The sequence below is a fragment of the Corallococcus sp. EGB genome (assembly GCF_019968905.1).
Classification (GTDB): Bacteria; Myxococcota; Myxococcia; order Myxococcales; family Myxococcaceae; genus Corallococcus.
In genome coordinates this window covers 8,018,776-8,040,085 of sequence record NZ_CP079946.1, presented here as the reverse complement: position 1 = coordinate 8,040,085, position 21,310 = coordinate 8,018,776, and the positions used below count along the sequence as shown (strand labels likewise).

General features: G+C 70.0%; 19 protein-coding genes, 1 tRNA gene and 2 pseudogenes. 8 read left to right on the top strand and 14 right to left on the bottom strand.

What is annotated here, in order from left to right:
• Positions 1-24: 24 nt before the first annotated feature.
• Positions 25-1,467 carry a PLP-dependent aminotransferase family protein gene (locus KYK13_RS32625; RefSeq protein WP_223637779.1) on the top strand — a complete coding sequence of 481 codons (1,443 nt, stop codon included), beginning with the start codon at positions 25-27 and terminating at the stop codon, positions 1,465-1,467.
• 62 nt (positions 1,468-1,529) lie between these two features.
• Here KYK13_RS32625 and KYK13_RS32620 read toward each other — a convergent pair whose 3' ends face one another.
• Positions 1,530-2,543, bottom strand: coding sequence for an NADP-dependent oxidoreductase (locus KYK13_RS32620; protein WP_223637777.1), 1,014 nt, complete (start codon positions 2,541-2,543; stop codon positions 1,530-1,532).
• Entirely contained in the window at positions 2,540-3,133 is a 594-nt protein-coding gene (locus KYK13_RS32615) for a DUF2239 family protein (RefSeq protein ID WP_223637774.1), read from the bottom strand. The genes KYK13_RS32620 and KYK13_RS32615 overlap by 4 nt, the downstream gene beginning before the upstream one ends.
• Before the next feature lie 107 nt (positions 3,134-3,240).
• On the opposite strand from KYK13_RS32615, the gene KYK13_RS32610 reads away from it, so the two are divergent.
• From KYK13_RS32610 to KYK13_RS32600, 3 genes are all read left to right on the top strand, one after another.
• The gene (locus tag KYK13_RS32610) at positions 3,241-4,749 is read left to right on the top strand and encodes an acetyl-CoA acetyltransferase (protein WP_223637772.1); all 1,509 of its coding nucleotides are present in this window, start codon (positions 3,241-3,243) and stop codon (positions 4,747-4,749) included.
• A gap of 110 nt (positions 4,750-4,859) precedes the next feature.
• A complete protein-coding gene (locus tag KYK13_RS32605) occupies positions 4,860-5,396 on the top strand; it encodes a DUF4833 domain-containing protein (protein ID WP_223637770.1) in 537 nt (178 codons plus the stop codon).
• Between the two features lie 273 nt (positions 5,397-5,669).
• Positions 5,670-5,746 (top strand) — tRNA-Asp (locus tag KYK13_RS32600).
• 354 nt (positions 5,747-6,100) lie between these two features.
• Here the strand turns inward: KYK13_RS32600 and KYK13_RS32595 are convergent.
• From KYK13_RS32595 to KYK13_RS32580, 4 genes and pseudogenes are all read right to left on the bottom strand, one after another.
• Positions 6,101-6,478: pseudogene (locus tag KYK13_RS32595) on the bottom strand (transposase); the annotation flags it as partial.
• Positions 6,479-6,541: 63 nt separating this feature from the next.
• Complete coding sequence (locus KYK13_RS32590; RefSeq protein WP_223637768.1) at positions 6,542-6,760, bottom strand: hypothetical protein; 219 nt, start codon at positions 6,758-6,760, stop codon at positions 6,542-6,544.
• Positions 6,747-6,986 carry a hypothetical protein gene (locus KYK13_RS32585; RefSeq protein ID WP_223637765.1) on the bottom strand — a complete coding sequence of 80 codons (240 nt, stop codon included), beginning with the start codon at positions 6,984-6,986 and terminating at the stop codon, positions 6,747-6,749. Before KYK13_RS32585 ends, KYK13_RS32590 begins: the two co-directional genes overlap by 14 nt.
• Positions 6,987-7,374: 388 nt before the next feature.
• Positions 7,375-9,213: a glycoside hydrolase family 15 protein gene (locus KYK13_RS32580; RefSeq protein WP_223637763.1), complete on the bottom strand. Its 1,839-nt coding sequence runs from the start codon at positions 9,211-9,213 to the stop codon at positions 7,375-7,377.
• Positions 9,214-9,733: 520 nt separating this feature from the next.
• Here KYK13_RS32580 and KYK13_RS32575 point away from each other — a divergent pair.
• Complete coding sequence (locus KYK13_RS32575; RefSeq protein WP_223637760.1) at positions 9,734-10,072, top strand: putative quinol monooxygenase; 339 nt, start codon at positions 9,734-9,736, stop codon at positions 10,070-10,072.
• Between the two features lie 39 nt (positions 10,073-10,111).
• On the opposite strand, the gene KYK13_RS32570 is transcribed toward KYK13_RS32575, so the two are convergent.
• The 5 genes and pseudogenes from KYK13_RS32570 to KYK13_RS32555 all read right to left on the bottom strand — a co-directional run bounded on the left by KYK13_RS32570 (position 10,112) and on the right by KYK13_RS32555 (position 14,252).
• Positions 10,112-11,074, bottom strand: a complete 963-nt coding sequence (locus KYK13_RS32570; protein WP_255654076.1) for a DJ-1/PfpI family protein — start codon at positions 11,072-11,074, stop codon at positions 10,112-10,114.
• Positions 11,075-11,182: pseudogene (locus KYK13_RS39390) on the bottom strand (hypothetical protein); the annotation flags it as partial.
• A gap of 49 nt (positions 11,183-11,231) precedes the next feature.
• Complete coding sequence (locus tag KYK13_RS32565) at positions 11,232-12,302, bottom strand: GlxA family transcriptional regulator (protein WP_223637756.1); 1,071 nt, start codon at positions 12,300-12,302, stop codon at positions 11,232-11,234.
• 96 nt (positions 12,303-12,398) lie between these two features.
• Positions 12,399-13,358 carry a hypothetical protein gene (locus tag KYK13_RS32560; protein WP_223637755.1) on the bottom strand — a complete coding sequence of 320 codons (960 nt, stop codon included), beginning with the start codon at positions 13,356-13,358 and terminating at the stop codon, positions 12,399-12,401.
• A 93-nt stretch (positions 13,359-13,451) separates the two neighbouring features.
• Positions 13,452-14,252 carry a hypothetical protein gene (locus KYK13_RS32555; RefSeq protein WP_223637754.1) on the bottom strand — a complete coding sequence of 267 codons (801 nt, stop codon included), beginning with the start codon at positions 14,250-14,252 and terminating at the stop codon, positions 13,452-13,454.
• Between the two features lie 531 nt (positions 14,253-14,783).
• Between KYK13_RS32555 and KYK13_RS32550 the strand changes: the two genes are divergently transcribed.
• Positions 14,784-15,926: a hypothetical protein gene (locus tag KYK13_RS32550; protein ID WP_223637753.1), complete on the top strand. Its 1,143-nt coding sequence runs from the start codon at positions 14,784-14,786 to the stop codon at positions 15,924-15,926.
• Complete coding sequence (locus KYK13_RS32545; protein ID WP_223637752.1) at positions 15,923-16,159, top strand: hypothetical protein; 237 nt, start codon at positions 15,923-15,925, stop codon at positions 16,157-16,159. The genes KYK13_RS32550 and KYK13_RS32545 overlap by 4 nt, the downstream gene beginning before the upstream one ends.
• 8 nt (positions 16,160-16,167) lie before the next feature.
• Here the strand turns inward: KYK13_RS32545 and KYK13_RS32540 are convergent, their stop codons facing one another.
• Entirely contained in the window at positions 16,168-17,448 is a 1,281-nt protein-coding gene (locus tag KYK13_RS32540) for an amidohydrolase family protein (protein WP_223637751.1), read from the bottom strand.
• A gap of 803 nt (positions 17,449-18,251) precedes the next feature.
• Positions 18,252-19,853, bottom strand: coding sequence for a cell wall anchor protein (locus KYK13_RS32535; RefSeq protein ID WP_223637749.1), 1,602 nt, complete (start codon positions 19,851-19,853; stop codon positions 18,252-18,254).
• A 195-nt stretch (positions 19,854-20,048) separates the two neighbouring features.
• Here KYK13_RS32535 and KYK13_RS32530 point away from each other — a divergent pair, with 195 nt between their 5' ends.
• Positions 20,049-20,642: a DUF938 domain-containing protein gene (locus tag KYK13_RS32530; RefSeq protein ID WP_223637747.1), complete on the top strand. Its 594-nt coding sequence runs from the start codon at positions 20,049-20,051 to the stop codon at positions 20,640-20,642.
• A gap of 48 nt (positions 20,643-20,690) precedes the next feature.
• Here KYK13_RS32530 and KYK13_RS32525 read toward each other — a convergent pair whose 3' ends face one another.
• Positions 20,691-21,269, bottom strand: a complete 579-nt coding sequence (locus KYK13_RS32525) for a hypothetical protein (RefSeq protein ID WP_223637744.1) — start codon at positions 21,267-21,269, stop codon at positions 20,691-20,693.
• Positions 21,270-21,310 lie beyond the last annotated feature (41 nt).

The window sequence follows — 21,310 nt, the reverse complement described above, 5'->3', positions numbered from 1 at the left end:
GGCCAATCCGTGGGAGCATGCGGCATGGACTTCCATGTCGAGCTCCGGGGGCGCCGGGACCTGGCCGGGCAGATCTACCGGGGGCTGCGTGCCGCCATCCTGGACGGGCGCTTGCGGCGCGGAGATCGGCTGCCGCCCACACGCGAGCTGGCCCTGCGCCTGGACGTGGCGCGCAACACGGTGGGCGTGGCGTATGAGTGGCTCACCGCCGAGGGCCTCATCGCGGGGCGCACACGGGCGGGCAGCTTCGTCCAGGGCGAGGCGTCCCGGCCGCGCGGCAGGGCAGGGCGGGAGGCCCTGGTGCCACTGCGGGCGAGGGCCTTCTGGCGCTCGCTGCCGGACCTGCCCGCGCCGCTGGCTCCCGCCGCGTATGACTTTGGCGTGGGCAGTCCGGACGTCTCGGGCTTTCCCTTCGAGTCCTGGCGTCGGCTGGTGGCGCGGCAGCTGCGGGCCGCCACGGTGTCCGGGGGCTATGTGGACGCGGCCGGGCACCGGGGGCTGCGGGAGGCGGTGGCGCGGCACGTGGGCGTCGCGCGGGGCGTGCGTGCGGAGGCGGAAGACGTGTTCATCACCAATGGCGCGCAGCAGGCGTTGGATCTCGTGGGGCGGGTGCTCATCGAGCCGGGGGACTGCGTCGCCATGGAGGAGCCGGGCTATCCGCCCGCGCGGCAGGTGTTCCAGTCGCTGGGAGCGCGCGTCGTGCCCGTGCCGGTGGACGCGGAAGGGCTGGACGTGGCGGCGCTGCCAGATGCCGCGCGGCTCGTCTATGTCACACCATCCCACCAGTTCCCGCTGGGCATGCCCATGTCTCCCGCGCGCAGGGGGGCGCTGCTGGAGTGGGCGAAGCGGCGGGACGCAGTGGTGATTGAGGATGACTACGACAGTGAGTTCCGTTTCGGCGGCCGGCCCCTGGAGACGTTGCACGGGATGGACCGCTCCGGGCGGGTGCTCTACGTGGGGTCGTTCTCGAAGGTGATGGTCCCCGTGCTGCGTCTGGGATTCCTCGTCGCGCCGCCATCGCTCCAGCGGGAGCTGCGGTGGGCGCGGCGCGTGATGGACTGGCACAGCCCCGTGCCGGAGCAGGCCGCGCTCGCGCGGTTCATCGACAGCGGGCTGCTGGCGCGGCACATCCGCAAGATGCGGCGGGACTACGAGGCGCGGCATGAGCGCGTGGCGGAGGGGCTTGCGCGCCACTGCGGTGATTGGCTCCAGGTGGTGCCCTCCGTGGCGGGCCTGCACCTGAGCGCGACGTTCCGGCGAGGGGGCATGGCGTTGGAGCGGGAGGCGGTGGCGCGGGCTCGGGCAGCGGGCGTCGGACTCATCACCCTGTCGCGCTACTTCATGGGACCGCGCGCCCGGCCGGGGCTGGTGCTGGGGTATGGTGGCATTCCCGCCGCACGCATTCCGGAAGGGCTCCGGCTGCTGGGCGCCAGCCTTGCGGAGGCGGAGGGGCGGACGAGGGCCTGAGCCACGCGAGCTGCTTCGACGGCCGGGTCGCGTGGCTTGCTCGAAGACGCGGTGACACAACCTCAGACAGGGGCCGCGACGCGGACCAGCTGCTTGCCCAGGTTCCGGCCCTCGAACAATCCGCGCAGGGCGGACGGCGCCTGCTCCAGCCCCTCCGCGATTGTCTCCGCCTGGACGAGCTCTCCCCTGGTGGCCCAGGTGGACAGCTCGCGGAAGGCCTCGGGGAAGCGCGCGACGTGGTCCAGGAAGATGAAGCCCTCCATGCGTGCACGCTGGAAGGCCAGCTGCATGTAATTGCGGGGCGTGGCGCCGTAGTCGCGGTCCTTGTAACCCGAGGACACGGCGCCGCAGAGCACCACGCGGGCGCGCACCGCGAGGCACTCCAGCGCCGCCTCCAGCACGGGGCCGCCCACGTTGTCGAAGAAGACATCCACGCCCTTGGGCGCCAATGTCTGGAGCCGCGTCCGGACGTCCTCGGACTTGTAGTCGATGCAGGCGTCGAAGCGGGCGACGCGGGTGACCCAGTCCGCCTTGTACGCTCCGCCCGCGATGCCGATGACACGGCAGCCCCGGAGCCGTGCGACCTGTCCGGCGATGGAGCCCACGCTGCCCGCGGCGCCGGAGACCAGCACGGTCTCACCAGGGGCGGCGCGGCCGACGTCGGTCATGCCAATCCACGCGGTCAGTCCGCTGGCGCCATAGAGATGCAGCATGGCCCTGGGGTCGATGCCGTCCGGCACCTTGTTGAAGCCGAAGAGGCCCGCGTCACCGGCCAGCGCGTACTCCTGCCAGCCCGTCATGCCCGTCACCCAGTCGCCCACGGAGAGCCGTTCCGAGCGGGACGCGATGACCTGCCCGACGCCTGCCCCGCGCATGACCTCGCCGAGTTCGACGGGCCGGATGTAGGTCGCGTGGGGATTGAGCCACGTACGCTGGGTGGGTTCGATGGCGAGCCAGATGACCCGCACGAGCGCTTCGCCGGGACCCGGGGTGGGCACCGGGGCCTGACGCCACTCGAAGCAGGCGTCGGAGACCGCGTCGAGGGGACGCGACTTGAGAACCCACTGGTGGTTCATGGCGTCTCCTTGGAGAAGGCGGGGGCGGCGAGCTTCCGGGCGCAGTCGCGGATGTCGTCCGGCCAGCTCCGGGTCCACTTGTTGAAACGGGTGCGGTCGCCCGCGTAGAGCGCGCGAGCGGCCTCCTCGTAGCCCGGCGCGTTGCCGGCCATCGTGGTCATGAAGCGGTCCGCGGCGGCCTGGGCGCGACGGACGCGGTCGGCGTCGCCACTGTTGGCACGAGCGGCCTCCACCAGCCTGCGCAGGGCCACGGAAGCGCCGCCGGGTTGCTCGGACAGCCACTCCCAGTGGCGGGGGAGCAGCGTCACCTCGCGGGCCACCACGCCCAGCTTCGGGCGCCCGGGGCCTCGGGGCTCGGAGGACTCGGCGGCCGGGTCCGGCGCGGGCTGGAGGCGGGCGAGCACCTCCTCCAGCGTGCCGCGCAGGTGGAAGTCCACCGTCCGGCCCGTGGCGTCGTCGAACAGGAGCAGTGATTCCGACTCGCCCGCGTCGAGCGCGGCCTTGGCGGCGGTGACGACCTCGGCGGGAGAGCCGGAGGCAAGCAGGCGCTGGCCGGCGAAGGCGGTCCAGGTGGCGGCAGGTGACGGCATGGAGAGGATATTACCCGGATAGAAGTGAGCGTCAATTCTACCCGGGGAATATGGGCGCATTGACCGGGATGGCGGGCCGTGGGAGCAGGTCGGTCAGGAGGCGAGGCATGAAGGACGCGAACAGGATTCCCGTCGTCGTGGGCGTGGGGCAGATCAACGATCGGTCGGAGGATCCGCTGCGGGGCCTGGACTCGCTGGGCTTGATGGAGGCCGCGCTGCGGGCGGCGGACGCGGATGCGGGCGGTGGGTGGCTCGTCCGGCTGGATTCGCTGGCGGTGGTGGATCAGCTTTCGTTCCGGCAGATGGGGCCGTTGCCGCTCGCACTGGCGGAGCGTCTGGGCGCCCGGCCGCGTCTCCATGAACAGACGGCGGAGGCCAGTGGCGACAGCCCGGTGCGGCTGCTCCATGAGGCCGCGAACCGCGTTGCCTCCGGTGCGGTGGAGGTCGCGGCGGTCGTGGGAGGTGAGGCGCTGCGCACGGCGGCGCGGCGTGCGGCGCTGGCGGCGGGGGATGCACCCTCCGCGCACAACGCCGCGACCCACATCGGCATCCAGGCGCACGCGGCCTACCGGAAGCGCTACGGCCTCAACTCGCCGGTCGATGTCTATCCTCTCTATGAGAACGCGGGCCGCGCCGCGTATGGCCAGACGCTGGCGGAGGCGCAGCGAGAGAGCGGCGAACTCTGGTCGCGGTTCTCCCAGGTCGCGGCGGGCAACCCGGGTGCGTGGCTCCGCGAGCCTTTGTCCGTGGAAGCGATTGTCACGCCCTCGCCGTCCAACCGGCGCATCGCGTTTCCGTACTGCAAGCGGATGGTCGCGAACAGCGCCGTCAATCAGGGCGCGGGGTTCCTCGTCACCAGCCTGGCGAAGGCCCTCGCGCACGGCGTGCCGGAGGATCGGCTCGTATACGTGGGGCGGGGCGTGGCTGCGCACGAGCCAGAGGACTTCCTCGCTCGGGATGGCTACGCGCGCTCACCGAGCATGGACGTGTCGCTGCGCCGCACGCTGGAGCTGAACGGGCTGACTGTCGACAGGCTCGACTTCGTGGAGCTCTACAGCTGCTTCCCCTGTGTGCCGAAGATGGCGCGCCGGGTGCTGGGCTGGCCGCTGGAGAAGCCGGCCACGGTGTTCGGCGGCCTCACGTTCGGCGGTGGCCCAATCGCCAACTACATGAGCCACGTGGTGGTCAGCATGGTGCAGCGGCTGCGCGAGCAGGGACGCCATGGCCTGCTCTTCGGCAACGGTGGCTTCGCGACGTACAACCACAGCCTCGTGCTCACGCGCGAACCGCAGCTCGCCGGAACACTGCCCCAGGCCTTCGAGCATCAGGCGGAAGCGGACGCCGCGCGTGGCCCCGTGCCTCCGTTCGTGGAGGGCTTCACGGGCCCCGGTCGCATCGAGACGTACACGGTGCTGTACGAACGCGACGGCCGCCCGAGGTTCGGCGTCATCGTCGCGCGGGGCGCATCCGGTGAGCGCTTCCTCGCGAAGGTCCCTGCTCACGATACAGCAGGCATCGACTTCCTGTGCGACGGCAAGGAGGAGCCCGTCGGCAGGGAGGGGCATGCCGTCGCCGGACCCGGCGGGGACATCCTCTGGCACGGGGCTTTCTCCTGAAGCGGTAAAAAGCGTCCAGAGGGGTGACAGCGCCGGGGGACAGGGGTATTCGTCCTCCCGATTCGGCCTCGCGGGCGACCCCCGTCACTGCGCCATAAGGGGGGACTCCCATGTTTCCTGAATCCAGGCTCAGCAACCTCACCGTCGTTGCGCTGGCGACCGCCGCGACCCTGGCCTCCGCGGCCGAGGCGCCCCTCTCATCACAGTCCGCGTTCTTCCTGACCCGGAGCGAGAACCGGAACCAGGTCCACTACGCCCTGCGCCTGGACGAGGCGTGCCGCCCCGTGGGGGCGCGTCCCGTGCAGGTGTATTGGCGGATGTTGGAGCGCGGGCCATCGGAGGTGGAGGAACTGCTGGGGATCGAACAGCCCGTGTATGGGTTGGAGGATCCGCAGACGGTCGAAGCCACCGAGGATGGCTGGCGGGTCCGGGTGCGCCTGCGGGCCTTTCCCTCGCGCCCCATCGACATCACCACCGCGCGGGCCGAGGGCAAGTGCCAGGTCCAGGCGTGGACGAAGCTGGGCGACAGCGTCTCCCGGCTGGAGCACGTCTTCGTGAAGACGTCCTGGCCCTTCTCGGTCGACTTCGTACGGCTGGATGGGGCGGGCCCGGATGGGCAGCCAGTCCATGAGCTGATCCGCCAGTGAGGCGGGATGCCCTTCGCTTCCGTGGGCGCGGCCGCGCTGGGGCTTGACCACGGTGCCGTAGGCGTCCGCCTCCAGGACGACCCGAACCGTTCAACCTGCTGGAGCCCGACCCAAGCAGCCGGGGCGTGAAGCCGTGCTCCGCGCAGGAAAGCCCCCTTGCCCGGGCATGGTGGAGCGCTTCTTGCTGTACTTATCCTCTGAGCAGCGGTAGAGCGGCGCCGCCCACGCGGCGGCGGCCAGGTTCAGTGCCTGATCCGCCCATGGGCATTTTGTGGGGAGTTAGTTCAGTTGGTTAGAACGCCGGCCTGTCACGCCGGAGGCCACGGGTTCAAGTCCCGTACTCCTCGCCACTAAAAGCCCAGCAATCCTCCGGGGTTGCTGGGCTTTTGTTTCTTCTCCGTACTGAAGTTGCCCCGGTTTCGTGGAGTCCCACCCGCTGTGCGAAAAGGGTTCCACGATGCCGAGGTCACGCCCCCCTACCCGCCGGAGTTCCGTGAGCGGGTCGTCGAACTGCTGAAGGCCGGCAGGTCTGGCAAGAGAGTTCGGCTGCACCGAGCAGAGCATCCGCAACTGGAAGAAGCAGTTGGAGGGGAGCGTGACATCCTAAAAAAAGCTGCGGTGCACTCAATGGGTCGACGCAACAGCACCTGCGCCAGGGCGGAGATGAGCAGCAGCCGGTCTCTGCGGTCCGGCGTCTTCACGCACACCTGCTTGAGTCCCATTCCAAACTTGAGCTCCTTCACGTCTCGGAAGGACTCCTCGATGGTGAAACGGCGGGCGTAGACGTCCATCACTTCCTGGGCCGTCGACTCGTGGAAGCGGGTGGCGAGGCACCAGGACTCCTTCATCCCTTTGCGCTTCACACACACCACCGCTCCGACTTGGGCCCCTACCGCGGTGACACGCGCTCCCCGGAGCACCTTCGCCCGGCCACCCTCCGGCACCCACTGGGTGGCAGGCCTCGTTTCCCCTTCCTCGGACGTGACGAGCACGTCCGAGCGGAAGCGCACGACGTACTCGAAGTCCAACTGCTTCAAGAGCGCGTAGAACTTCGCATCCGCGAAGCCCCGGTCTGCGAGCACCGTCACCTGCACGTGGGAGGGAATCAACTCCCGCAGCCGCTGGAGGACCAGGTCCTCGGTGAGTTACCGGTTGCCTGCGGAGGCCGATTTCACCAGCGTCGTCCATGGCAGCGGCGTCGCGCGTCCATGGCGAGTGACGAGGCTTGCCACCAGCGACTCCTGGTCATCCTTCTCGAAATCCGTCCAGTCCAGTGCGATGACGGCCTCCGTGCGCTCCTCCAGCACGAAGGGCACCCAGGCTCCGAAGAGCTTCCAGACGTTGAAGCCCCTATTGGACAGCAACCGGTCCACCTGCTTCACCGCGTGCTTGGAGGTGATGTCCTCGCCTCTCGCCTCTCGCCCACGCCATGGCCTTGCCGAGCGCCGCCACAGACAGGCTCGCCGCCTGCACCGCGCCCAACGTCGCGTGCGAGAGGGACAGGATTCGTTTGACGTGCAGGTCGTCCTCGAACACCTCCGTCAAGAACGACCGCACCTGCTCTTCGTTGATGGCCACCTTGCGCGTCATGGTGGCTCGACTCTCTGCCCAAACGCCAGAGCCCCCGCACGCGGCTGCCGAGCGAACGACTGCTGATCAACTTGCTAAATGAGGGGATCCCTCAGGCGGGGGATGTTCGAGGTGTTGTCGGACCGGCCGCGGCTCGTCGCGCGTGCGAACGGCGCCATCGTGGACCCGCAGGACCCCGCGGGACCAGGCCGCCGGAACGCGGCTCGGGTACGAGGGCGCGCTCGGTTTTCTGCTCGCGTGGGGATGGAGTGGCACGGCCTGGACGCCCGCGCCCTGGAGTGGCTCCTCTACGAGCAGTCCGGCTTGCTGGTCGTCTCCGGCGGCTCCAGCGCGAGCTCGGGCTGTCACATGACGAGGGGCCTCCACCAGGGCAGGGGCCAGAGGTAGGTCAGGCGCGGGGCTCGGTGATGGTGTAGGCCGCGTTGACGAGCGAGAAGTGGCTGAACACCTGCGGGAAGTTGCCCAACTGCGCGTGCAGCTTGGGCATGTACTCCTCGGCGAGCAGGCCCAGGTCGTTGCTCAAGGACAGCAGGTGTTCGAACAGCCGCCGGGCATCCTCGAAGCGCCCCATCATCTGATACGTGTCGGCGAGCCAGAACGAGCACGCGAGGAAGGTGCCTTCCTCTCCGGTGAGCCCGTCCACGGAGCCGGTGGCGTCCGGCTTGAAGCGGAGCACCAGCCCATCCTGGAGCAGTTCGCGCTCGATGCACTCCACCGTGCCCCTCACCCGCGGGTCCGTTGCCGGAAGGAAGCCGGTAAGCGGGATGTAGAGCAGGCTCGCGTCCATTTCCTTGCCGCCGTAGTACTGCACGAAGCTGTTCAGCTCGCGATTGAACCCCTGCGCGCAGACCTCCTCGAAGATGCTCTCCCGGGCTTCCAGCAACTGCTCCATCGGGGCCGTCAACTTCGTTTCATCCGAAGCCTTGATGGCCCGGTCGATCGCCGCCCACGCGGCCACCTTGGAGGCGGTGAAGTGGCGATCGGGCCCGCGCATCTCCCAGATGCCCTTGTCGGGCTTCTGCCAGGCCTTCATCGCCTGCTCGGCGACGTTGATCAGCGCGCGCTGCGCGACGGGGCCGACCTCGCCGAAGTATTTCGCGCCCGCGTAGAGCACCGCGGCCACCTCGCCGAGCACGTCGAGCTGGAACTGGTTGTATGCCCCGTTGCCGATGCGCACGGGCTTCGCGCCACCGTAGCCGTCGAGCCAGTCCAGCTCGGACTCCGTGAGACGGCGCTCGCCGCGGATTCCGTACATGATCTGCATCTGGGCGGGGTCTCCCGCGATGGCACGCATCACCCACTTCCAGAACGCGGTCGCCTCGTCGCTCAGGCGCGCGCGCGTCAGGGCGTTGTGCGCGAGTGCGGCGTCGCGCAGCCACGTGAAGCGGTAGTCCCAGTTGCGTTCGCCTCCCGGCGTCTCCGGAAGCGACGTCGTGGGCGCAGCCACGACTCCGCCCGTGCTCTCGTAGCTGCAAGCCTTGATGGTGATGAGGGAGCGGACGACCTCGTCACGGTATCTCGGCGGCGGGACGATCTTCGACGCCCACTGGGTCCAGTAGCGCTCGGTCTCCTGTTCGGCGTGGTCCGGATCCAGGTTCGGCGGGAGCTGATCCAACCACGAGTAATTCCAACTCATCACCCAGGAGAACCGCTGCCCCTCCGTCACCTCGAAGTTCGAGACCAGCGGGGACGCGGTATCCCTGTCCGTGCGCCGGAGGAACAGCGCGTCCGGGCCGGCGAACGCACGGAGCGAGCCGCCCACGCTTTCGACCCTGGGGATGGAGCGGCCGAAGGAGAAGCGGGGCGTCAGCTTCGAGTGCATCGCCACCGTCCCCTTCAACCCCACGACAGTCCGGACGAGCCTGGGGGACTCCTGGCCGACGGGCATGAAGTCGATCAACCGGACGGACCCCGAGGCGCAGGTGAACTCCGTCTCGAGGAGCAGGGTGTCCTTCCGGTAGCGGCGGGTGATCTTCTGGACGGACTCCCTCGGTGCGAGCGCCCACTCGCCGTTCTCCTCCGTCCCGAGCAGGCTCGCGAAGCAGGCGTCCGAGTCGAAGTCTGGCAGGCACAACCAGTCAATGGTTCCGTCCCGGGCAACCAATGCCGCCGAGCGCATGTTTCCGATGAGCGCGTGATCCTCGATCTTGCGGTTCGACTGGACCCCGGGCTGCGCCGGGATGACAGGCTCCTGGGCCTGCTGTTGCTGCGTGATGTGTTCCGCCATTGCCTTGGCTCCCATATGCCACGTGATCAACCCTTGACGCTGGAACCCGGGGCGAGGAGGCGCAACCGCAGCGGTGGAGGGCGAGCGACCGACGGGTGCTCCGAGGGCGCGGAGGCCTTCGAAGCACTCCTGGACGAAGCGCCAGCTCTCGTCGGCGGGCTCAAGGTTCGAGGCCTGGACGACTGCTCCACCTCACCGTGCGCTCTTGTCCGACGGTGATGGCGCCGCGAGCCTTCAACGAGCTGAGCCGACAAGCTGCGCCAGAGCTTCTTCCGACCGAAGCGCAAGGCCCTCCAGGCCAGCCCCCTGGGCGGTGCCGGGGAAGGGCCGGAGGACCTGAACGAGGCGCTCGGTCCGCCTTCTCCGTCTTGAGGCAGCCGGTCTCACCGGTCCTGGTGTTCGCGGGGCCCCATGAACGTGAGGGTGGCAGAGGCCATGCAAAGGGTGTGGGCCGAAGCGGACGCCACGCGTGGATCCGTTCCTTCGTTATGGATTGTGCCCCCTGTCGTATCCTCGCCGAATGACACTCTTGGTGCAGTGTGAGTTTCGGGTGCAGCGGCCTGACAGTGAGTCGGAGTTCATCCGGATCGCCCGCGCGTTGGCTTCCGCCGCCGCGTCCGAGCCGGGAACGTTGCGTTACCAGTGGTTCGTCACACAGCGGCCGGGGCACTACTCGATACTCGAGGAGTACGCCGACGCCGACGCGGCCGAGACCCACAACGGCAATGTGGGAGCGCTGCTCGCCGAGCTTTTTTCCGTGGCCGAGCTGGTGTCGGTGTCGTTCTACGGCGAGCTCAACAAGTACTTGCGAGACTGGAGCGCCGGCCGGGCTGGAGTTTCGGTCAACGTCCCGTTGTGACTCCCGCCTTTGAGTGCGGGGACGAATCGCGGAGATTCGTCACCCCGCGCGGGTGATGGCCAGCTTCGCCGTGTACCGGCCGGTCGCGCCGGGCACGGGCTGGAGGGTCAGCACGCCGGTCCAGGGCTTGCCATCGCGGTCGCTGAAGGTCCAGTCACTGCCCAACGGCGAGGCCGGGCCGGCGGCCGCGGGCTTGACGCGCGTCCACCGCCCCTTGGCTTCGAGTTCCTTTCCGACGCGGTCCATCACCTGTCGCGCGCTCAGGCGGGTGACGCCCTCGAGGACCTGCTCCCAGTGATCCGTTCCCCCCTCGGTGCGTGTGATGTCCCACGTGCCGAGCGTCTCCACGTCCAGCGCCGGAATGAGGCGGTCCGCGAGCGCGGCACGCACGAAGGGGGCCTGAGGCCGCCAGTCGTACTCCTCCGCGAGGGCGACCTGCTGCGCGAGCCCGATGCCGCCCAGCCGGGAGAGCACGTGCAGCGCGCCGTCAATGCCCGCGGAGAGCCCGGCGGCGGTGACGATCTTGCCGTTGTCGACGAAGCGCTGGTCGTCGACGACCTTGATGCCGGGGAACGCATCCCGCAACTTCTGGATGTTGCCCGCGGTGGTCGTCTCGGTGAGGCCCTCGAGCAGTCCCGCGCTCGCCAGGATGAAGGCGCCGTTGCAGACGGACAGGGTCCGCTGGGCCCGGGCACTCTGGTCGGTCACCCACTTCAGGGTCGCGCTGCTCCGCCGCGCGTCCGTCACGCTGCCGCCGGGAACGACGATGACGTCCGCCGGGGGGGCATCGGCGAAGGAGTACTTCGGCACGACGGTCATCCCCATCGTCGTCGTCACCGCCTCCTTGGTCTCAGCCACCGTGTACACGTCGAAGTCCGCGGCGCCGAACACCTCGTAGGGGCCGGTGTAGTCGATGATCTGCACGCCGTTGAAGATCAGGATGGCGACCTTCCTGCGCGCCTGGGCGGCCTTCTTCACCTCTTCCTGTGTGACCAGCTTCATGCCGCAGTGCGGACACATGCCCGGCTTGTCGAACACCTTCGCGTCGCAGGCATGGCCGCACGGAGGACAGCTGTAGTGCGGCGGATCCGCCGGGGCGGCCGTACCCAAGAGGAGGCCGAGGCAGAGCAGCAGGGGGCGGCGCGGCGGGAGAAGCGACTCATCGACGGCTCCGGGGGGCAGGGGTGGTGGGGATGGTGGGATGACGGTTGAAGCGCTCGCGGTACTCGCCGGGAGGGATCCCCACCGCGTGGAGGAAGGCCCGGCGCATGGCCGCGGGGGTTCCCAGCCCGCTCCTGGCGCAAATCGCCTCGAGCCCCTCCGAGGACTCCTCGAGGAGGCGCCGCGCCGTCTCGACGCGGGTCGACGTGACGAAGCGCGCCGGGGGCATCCCCACCTCCCGGGTGAACACCCGCGCGAAGTTCCGCGGGCTCATGGCCACGCGGCGCGCGAGGGACTGGACCGAGAGGTCCTCGCGTGGATGCTCGAGGATGTACGCCTGCAGCTCCCGCAGGGGCTCCTGCTCCGCGAGCTGGACCGAAAGCTGCGCGCTGAACTGCGCCTGACCGCCCGGGCGCCGCAGGAACATGACGAGGGCCCGGGCCACCTCGAGCGCCACCTCGCGCCCATGGTCCTCTTCGACCAGCGCGAGCGCGAGGTCCATTCCCGCGGTGACACCGGCGGTGGTGTAGAGCCGTCCCTCCCGCACGAAGATGCGGTCGGGCTCCAGCTGGATGCCTGGATACTTTCGAGCGAGCTTCGCGCACGAGGCCCAGTGCGTGGTGGCCCGGCACCCTTGAAGCAACCCCGCCTCCGCGAGGAAGAACGCTCCGGTGCAGATGGAGGCGAGCCGCCGGACCCCACGCGCCTGCTGCCTTATCCAGCGCACGAGCGGCGGGTGCGCGTGGTAGCGCTGCGCCCCCACGCCTCCCGCGATGAGCAGCGTGTCGAGCCCACGTCCCACCTCATCGAAACGGCGATCCGCATGGAGCCGCAGGCCGGATGACGCTGGGAAGGCACCGCGCTTCAGCCCGAGGAGCTCCACGCTGTAGACGTCGTCCTCGCGAAGCCCCTGCTCCTTGAGCCAGCGGGACGTGCGCGCGAAGACCTCGAGCGGGCCCGTCACGTCGAGCATCTGGACGTCCGGGTAGGCCAGCATCGCCACCCGCCGCGTCTTCGCGGGAGGCGCGCGACCGCGGAGCGCCTTGGGGGAGGGGAGTCGCGCCGACATCGCGGAACCATGTGCCGCGACGGCGCAGGAGACAATGACAGCGTTCGAACGTTTTCTGCCAACCTGGCTGCCGGTTCCGTCCCCGCACCTGGAGCGCTACTTCCTCCGGCGCCAGAGACGCAGCGTGGTGACGAGCCCCAGCATCGTCAGGCCCCCGCCCGCCTGGGTGCAGCCGTCACTCGACGGGTGGCGGATGGGGCCCGGGTCGAGCGGACCGCCGTCCGTGGGGCCATCGTCAGCTCCGGTGCCGCCGTCGGCGCAGCCTCCGGCCAGGCACCGTGGGGCGCAGCGGAGCTCGAAGTCCACGCTCAGCGGCGGCAGCGTGAGGTCCGCGTGCTCCAGCGTCCCCTTGAGCGTGGCCTGGTGGCGGCCGGGTGTGAGGCCCAGGTTGGACGGCGGCGGGTTGTACGTCGTGCAGACCGTGTAGAGGGTCAGCAGCTGCCGGTTGTACTCGTACTTGTGGCTGTCCGGGTTGTCCTCGCCCGTCGTGGTCAGTCCGTGGTGATTGCTGAACGACCAGGGCTGTCCGTCCACCTCCACCTCCCAGCGCATCCAGGGCATGAACGGCACCAGCTCCGCAGAGGGGGTGAAGCGCAGCGTGGTGGAGTCCCCCTCCTGCGGGCTGCCGCAGTTCGAGTCCCCGAAGACGGAGAACACTCCGCGGTTCGGCGTGTCCACGCTCAGCGTGCCCAGGGTCGTGGGCAGGGGCAGCGCCGGGCCCGCGGTGAAGGTCGCGGACTGCGTCTGGGTCTCCCGGAACTGGCAGCGGCCCTTCGCCTCGATGTGGTACTCCGCGCCCGGCACGAGCGGCGACTTCGGAACCACGACGTGTGTCCTGCGTGCACCCTCCGCCAGCGTGAAGGGCACCTCGGTGCCGTCCGCCTGGGTCAGCTTGAGGGTGGAGACCTCCGTGTCCTCCAGGAGCGGCGGCACCACCACCAGCCCGGGGACGTTCGCGGGGACCGGCCCTCCGTCCTCGGGGAGCGGGAAGCGGACATCCACCATGCAGTTGGGCGCGACGCACGCGTCCGCCGAAGCGGGAACGAGCGTCCCCATCACCAAGAAGAACATCCCTACCGCGCCGCATTTCCAGTGGGGTCCGTGCATTTGCTTCATCAGACACCGGAGCCCTCGAGGCTGGGACATTCCTCAGGGACGTTTCGCGCGCGGCCCGCGCCGCCAGAGCTGGAGCGTGGCCAGGAGTCCGAACGCCGCGAGGCCTCCGCCCGCCTGCGAGCACCCCCTGCCTTCCGAGGTATCCGGCTCGGGCTTGGGAGCGTCCTTCGGGCAGGTCAGCTCGAAGGAGACCTCCAGGGGCGGGAGCGGCGTCCCGGACTGTTCGAGCACGGGCCGCAGCGTGGCCACGTGCCGGCCTTCGGGGAGGCCCTGGTCCGTGGGGGCCTGCTGGCCAGGCCGGACTTCGCAGACCGAGTAGACGCTGAGCAGGTCATGCGGGTACGCGAACCGGTCCGGTGGCATGACGTTGCCCGTGGCATCCACCGCGCCATGCGGCGCCCTGGCCCACAGCTTGCCATCCACCTCCAGCGTCCAATGCACCCACGGGAGGAACGGCACCAACTCCGGCGCGGGCGTGAAGCCCAGGCTCACCGTGCGCCCCTTCACCTCCACCGAGCAGAGCGGGCCGCCCCAGACCAGGAAGGACGCGGACTGCTCCGGCGCTGCTCGCAGGGTCCCGGACATCGCCGGAAGCGCGACCGCCGGCCCCGCCGTGAAAGACGTCTCCAGCGTGCCAGGGGTCTGCGGGAAACCGCCGCAGAGGTTGCTGGCCTCCAGGTGATAGCGGGTTCCGGGAACGAGCGGAGCCGTTGGAATGACGAGCCCGCTGTCGTGCGGGCCCGTCAGGAATTGCGCCTCCACGTCGGTGCCGTCCTCCGTGCGCAGGCGCAGGTCTCCCGCGTCCACGCTGAAGAGCGGGGACGGTAGAATCACCAATGCCGGCACATTCGACGGGACGTCCGCGCCCGTGGGAAGTGGGACGTGGAACCTCCCTGGGTCGCACGCGGGACCGCCGCATGCCTCCGCGGGAGGGGGGAGGGCCAGGCCGGCTCCCACCAGGAACGTTCCCACCGCCAGGGCCTTCCATGCGTGTGTCGTCATGGCCTTGAGACACGCGACTTCGAAAGGATGGGACACGCTCACGCCTTCTTGCGACGCCAGAGGCGCAGGGGCGCGAGCGCGCCCAGCATGGAGAGTCCGCCTCCCGCCTGCGAGCAGCCCTTGGCCTTGGATGGGATGGCGTCGCCGGGGGCAGCGCCGTCCCCGACAGTTCGAGCACCGGGCGCAGTGTGGCCTTGTGCGTGTCTTCACGGCCCTTGGGACACATGGACCCGGAAGATGGGGGCATGCCCCCTTTCCGGAACGCGCCGGTTCGGACGGGACCGCGACCGTTCAGCGAGTGGGGCCGACCGTCCGGCCCGTGGGGGCGGAGGGTGCTCCTGCCTCCGGCGAATACTGCCGGCCATGCGACGCAAACTCGTGCTGCTGGTGCTGGCCGTGGCGGTGTGGCTGCCGGCGCTCCATTGGTTGTTCCGGCCGTGGGACCGGGGGGAACTGGCGGCGGCACTGGCCTCCCGTCAACGCGTGTTCTCGCTCCAGGAGTCGAGCGCGGAGCGCGACGTGCTCCACCGCACGAACCCGGAGTGGGACCTGATGGTCCGCACCTTCTCCGTGCTGTCGTTCGCGAACCTCGCGCTGTCGGAGCCCGCGCGGAAGGCGGAGCACCTGGCCGTGGTGGACGTGCTCATCGACCGGACGCTGCGCGACGAACGGAGGGCGCATGAAGCCTTCTTCCTGCCGTATGTGCACGCGGCTCCCTTCAAGGACCCGGCCGGACGCAGCCTCTTCGTGGACGGTGAGCTGGCGTTGATGCTGGCCGCGCGCCAGATGGTGGAGCCCCGCGTGGACTCCGCGCCGCTGTTGCGTGAGCGCGTGGACCTCATCGTCGGACAACTGGAGCGCGCGCCGGTGCTGGCGGCGGAGAGCTACCCCGACGAGGGCTGGACCTTCTGCAACACGGTGGCGCTCGCGGCGGTGCGCCTGTCGGACAGGGTGGACGGGCGGGACCATGGGGCGCTGCTTCGCCGCTGGGTGGCCTCCGCGAGGGAGCACCTGTCCGACCGTCGGACAGGGCTGCTCGTGTCGAGCTTCACCTATGACGGCGTGACGAAGGACGGGCCGGAGGGCTCCACGCTGTGGCTCGCCGCGCACATGCTCCAGGTGGTGGACGCGGACTTCGCGCGTGACCAGTACCAGCGGGCCCGCGCCGCGCTCCTGGGGCATACGCTGGGCTTCGCGTGGGCGGGCGAGTGGCCCGCGGAGACAGCCGCGATGCAGGACATCGACTCCGGGCCCACCATCCCGTGGGTGAACGCGAACGCGGGCTCCAGCGGGCTCGCGCTCGTCGGGGCGGCGGCGTTCGATGATGAGGAGGCCCTGGACGGGCTGCTCACCAGCCTCCACTTCGCGGCCTTCCCGGTGCACGACGACACCGGCCTGCGCTTCGCGGCGGGCAATCCGCTCGCGGACGCGGTGCTGCTGTACTCGCTCGTCGAAGGGCCGCTCTGGCGTCTCGCGCAAGCGCCGCACCCGGAGGCACACCGATGATGCGTCACCCGTTCATCCTCGCCGCGCTGGGCATCGGCGCGGTCTTCCTGGCGCTGCATCTTTCCGGTGGCCGCGAGTTCGTGGGCGTGCTGTCCGGGACCATCGTGGGGGGCCCCGGGAGCATGGGCTTCGGGGTCGTCTATGCGCTGTCCTGGTTTGGCGCGGTGCTGGTGGCACCGGTGCTGCTGCTGGCGGGGATGGCGGACCTCCTGCTCGGCCGTGTGAGGCGTTGAGCGCCGCGTCAACGCCGGTACAGCGTGCCGCCCTTCATCACCAGCCGCACCTGACGCACGGCGGAGATGTCCTGCGTGGGGTCGCCCTCCACGGCGACGAGGTCCGCGTAGAGCCCGGCCTTCACCTGCCCGACGCGGTCCTCCCAGTGCAGCATGCGCGCGTTGCCGGAGGTGGCCGCCTGGAGCGCCTGCGCGGGCGTCACGCCGCTGGCCACCAGCAGCTCCAGCTCGCGCGCGTTCTCTCCGTGCGCGAAGACGCCCGAGTCTCCTCCCACGCACAGCGGCACGCCCGCCGCCAGCGCGGCCTTGAGGCCCTCGCGCTTCTTCTTCGCGGACTCGGGCTCCGGATCCACGCCGCGCTTCCAACCGCGGTACTGGAGCATGGCGTCGCCCGCCGCCAGCGTGGGGCACAGGAACACGCCCCGCTGGGCCATCAGCTTCCACACCTCCGGCGTGCCGGCGTCGCCATGCTCGATGCTCTCCGCCCCGGCCAGCACCGCGCGCTTCATGCCCTCCGGCGTGCTGGCGTGCACGGCCACCGGACGCCCGCCGCTTCGCGCCGTCTCCACGATGAGGCGCATCTCCTCCTGGGAGAAGGTGGGGAGCGCCTCGCCGTGCGGGCCCCAGCGGTAGTCGCCATAGACCTTGATCCAATCCGCGCCGCGCCCCATCTGCCCGCGCACCGCGCGCAGGAGTCCCTCCACGCCGTCCGCCTCCTCGGCGCCCTGGGGCACGGTCCATTCCGAGACGAAGCCCTTGGGGCCATAGCTGCCGGTGGCCACCAGCGCGCGCGTGGTGACGACCATGCGGGGGCCCGGGATGATGCCCTGGTCGATGGCCTGCTTGAGGCCCACGTCCGCGTCCCCCGCGCCCTCCGTGCCCAGGTCTCGCGTGGTGGTGAAGCCCGCGAGCAGCGCCGCCTTCGCGTGGTTCGTGGCCCGGGCCACGCGCAGCGCCAGGGGCTCCTTGAGCACCTGATCATTCCAGCTCGCCTCGTTGTACGGATGCAGGAACAGGTGTGAGTGGCCCTCGATGAGGCCGGGCAGCAGCGTCGCGTCCGGCAGGTCGATGACCTCCGCGCCCTCGGGCACCTTCACGCCCTGCGCGGGCCCCGCCGTGACGATGCGCTCGCCGGTGACGACCACCACCCATCCCGCGTGGGGCCTGGGCGTGGTGCCGTCGAAGACGCGCGCCGGGCGCAGCACGTAGGAGCGGGCAGGGGCCTGGGCCCGCGCGGACGCGGAGCCGAGGACCACGAACAGGAGGGTGGCGAAGAGGAGTGCGCGCATGTCGGGTGCGCAGTCTGCGCGCGCTCCGCCGCCCGGGACCACGGGTTTGTGGGGCAGGCCTGCTGGGGTGCGTTTCTTCGCACCTGGAGGCAGGTTGTTGGACCCGGTGCGTCGAGGGCCGGCTTCCGAACGCCGCACCCATCAAGGGCAGCCGGCAGGCCACCCTCACCGGCCGCGTGACGAGCCTTTCTAGAGGCCGGGCGCAGGTGCGCGTGGCGGGAGAGGGGCGGACCGTCAGCAACCTGATCATCCCGCTGGATCTGCGGCTGCCCATGGAGGTGATGAACCTCCAACCCTCCGGAGCGCTGACGGATGTCACCGCCCTCTTTACGCCCGGGTCGGAGTACCTCTTCACCCCCCCACACCACGGGGGCGCGCCCATCCAGGTCCCTGTGGTCCCAGCAGGGCGAGACGCAGCTCGAGTGGTACGTCACCGCCCCCGCGACCGCGAGCGGCTTCCCCCCTCCCGGCGGCCCTCGGAGGTGTCTCCGCTGCGGGAGTTGCGCGCGGGCCGCTACATCGTGAACGGGTCCTCTCATTCCCTGGGCGCGGGTCTCCGTCCAAGTCCGCGAAGGACACGCGCATGCCCTCGCTGGTGGTGGACCCGGTCATGCTCGTCACCACGGCGACGAAGGACACCGTGCCGTTGCACTTCGAGAGGTGAACACGGGGACAGCGCGGCGGCGCGCGCGAGACGGGAACGGAAGCATCGCATGGATGTGATTGTGCGTGTGAAACATGAAATGGCTTCCATCCCGTGACGGCGGCCGCCGGGATGTCTCCTGCCGCGTGAAGGTCGCTCGCTACTGGCGCACGACGCGCTTGAGTTTGAAGGGCGAGGGGGACTCGCTCATCGTGTAATAGGCGGTGCCGGTCGGGTCATACTCGATGGCCTCGCCCTGGCCCTCCACGGTGTCCGTCAGGGAGATGGGCGCGGCGGCGAACGCGGTCTCGAAGGCGGCGCCGGTGGCGGCGCGGAACTCATACACCTTGCGGTAGGTGCGCAGCAGGAAGCGGTTGGCGCACGGGTGGATGGCGCCGGAGGTGGCGGCGCCGTAGTTGGTGTCCGTGGTGGTGGGCAGCGGGAGATTGGCCACGAACACGAGCGTGCTCATCGTGCCGGGCGTGGGCAGCGGCTGGGGGAACTTGTAGACCTTGCTCGCGCCCGCGTAGGACTTGGTGATGATGTAGATGTCGCCCGTGGTGGGGTGGACCATGATCGTCTCCGCGTCCTTGGGCGTGTCCGGGTACTGGAAGGGAAAGGCCTCGGCGGTGAGGTTGCCGCTCGTCTGGCCCGCGCCGATGTCGGGCTCCGGGATGCGGTAGACGGCGAAGGTGGAAGGCGGCGTGGGGAAGTTGGCGCTCGAGCGCCCGATGTCGCCCATGTAGATGCACTGGCCCGCGGGGCAGGGCCCGGTGGCGACGTCCTCCCAGTCCGCGGGCGTCACGTTGGACACCGTGAAGGTGCCCTTCGTGCTCGCGTCCGCGGTGCTGATGGCCACGATGTCGGGAGTGTCCTCGTTGTGCGTGTAGAGGACGCCCGGGGTGAGGCGGCTGGCGGCGAGCCCCGACGGCTCCACCAGCGCGGTGGCCGTCACGGTGCCCTGGGTGGTGAACGCGGTGGAGAAGGTGTCCCCCACGGAGCAGGAACTGGAGGCATTGGCCGCCCGCAGCGCGACGACCTGCGCGATGTTCGTCTCCGCGTAGGGGGACGAGCCGTTGAACGAACCCTGCGCGCCCGCCGCCCCCAGGTCCTTGTAGGCGACGTCGTAGAGGAGTCCGGTGGATGAGGACACGAGGCAGGTGTCCACGGGCTCGGTGAAGTCCGGGGGCGGGACGATGGGGCTCGCCGGGCACGCGGAGCCGGTCCACAGCTGCGAGCCGAACCACACCGCGACGCCGTTGGCGGTGCTGGTGGTGAGGGCGGGCGTATTGAAGCTGGCGGTCAGCCCGTTCTTCTGGCCCGTGTGCGCGTCGATGGGGTGGGCCGTGTCCACGCCGGAGAACGCGGAGATGCTGCCGGCCATGTAGCTGGCGATGTCGATGTCGAACGCGTACGAGGACGGCTCGGACGCGGTGGCGACCTTGGTGAAGAGCCACGCCTTGATCTGCGACGCGCTCTGGTCCGAGCGCACCAGCGTCCAGCCCGAGGGCGGCGTGGCCACCGCGGCCACGTTGTTGCGGTTGATGATGCGCGCCAGCAGCACGTCACCCACCGCGGTGCCCGCGGGCTTCGCGATGCTCAGCGACGTGCGGGTGCTGCCGCCCGCCGTGGCACTGCTCCGGTACGCGATGGTGGACACCGCCTGCCGGGCGGTCACGGTCTCCTGCGCCGGGGGCGAAGGAGGGCCAGCCTCCTGCGGCCCACATCCCGCGAGCGCGAACAGCGACACCGAGCACAGCATTCGTGAAACATTCCGGTTGAAGAGATGCAAGGTCACTCCTGCCTGGGAGATGAGGCGGGTCAAAGGCAGGAGGTTTTCGACACGGCCCGGAAAGTGTTGCGGATTCCCTGCACGAAAGGTCCAAGCGTTGGCTGTGATTGCAATCTTCCGCGAGCGGCCTTTCCTCGCGTGCGCGGGTGTGGAAGAGGGTGGGGCATGAAGCGTCATGCGCCCGCCACCGAACGCAACCGCGAACCACTCCTCGCCGTCCTCCGGGAGGTGCTGCCCTCGGAGGGCACCCTGCTGGAGGTGGCGAGCGGCACCGGTCAGCACGCGGCCTTCTTCGCGCGGGCCTTCCCGGGGCTGACCTGGCAGCCAACGGACGGCGACCCGGCGGCGCTGGAGAGCATCGACGCGTGGCGTACGGAGGAGGGACTGTCCAACGTCCTGCCCGCGCGCATGTTGGACGCGAGCTCGGACCGCTGGCCGGTGGCGCACGCGGACGCCATGCTCTGCGTGAACATGATCCACATCGCGCCGTGGGCGGCGTGCCAGGGATTGATGCGGGGCGCGGCGCGGGTGCTGCGCCCGGGCGGACGGCTGGTGCTGTACGGGCCCTACTTCGTGGAGGGGAAGGAGACCGCGCCGAGCAACCTCGCCTTCGACGAATCGCTCCGCGCCCGCGACCCGTCCTGGGGCGTGCGCGAGCTGGGCGCCGTGACGGCCGAGGCCGCGCGTCACGGGCTCCAGCGCGAGCGCGTGGTGGAGATGCCGAGCAACAACCTCACCGTGGTGTTCCGCCGCGAGTAGGGCCTCCACCGGCCGGCATGTGCCGCGCCGTCCCGGAGCGGCCCAGGGCTACAGGCCGGGGCAGTAGCCGCGTTGCAGCTTGCGGGCCGTATTATGGACCTCGTCGAAGAGGTGGCGCTTCTGCATCTCATTCTGGGCGGTGTAGATGATGGTGATGCCGTTCGGCGTGTCCTGCGCCACGGCCGTGGAGGGGACGGTGGGCGCTCCGGCCGTGCCCTTGTTGCCGGCGCCGCCAGTGCCGGCGTTGTTGCGGCCGCTCTGTATCTCCGTGGAGCTGTCTCCCAGGTCCCGTGCATTCGCCAGGTCCGTGGCGGACTCGGCGTTGCTGCGCTCGGACTGCTCCTGGAGCATCCGCCGGGCGCGCATCTGGAGGTCCGACACCTGCGACGGGTCGGACGTGGTGAACACGAGCTCCGTCCCGTCGGGCGTGTCCTGCACCTGGACCTGCGTGCCCGGCACCGACATGGGGCAGCGCTGCTCCTTCGCGGAGGGCGCCGCGGTGGACTGGGCGGAGGCGGACATCGGCGGGTTCGACGTCTCCCTGTGCATCCCCTTCTTGGAACAACCCGCGGAGAAGCAAAGCGCCGCGGCCGCGGCGAGCGTCAGCGAAAGGCGTGACATGGGCATGGTGTGCCTCCTCTGTCGTGGGTTCGTCGTGCGCCAAGGTG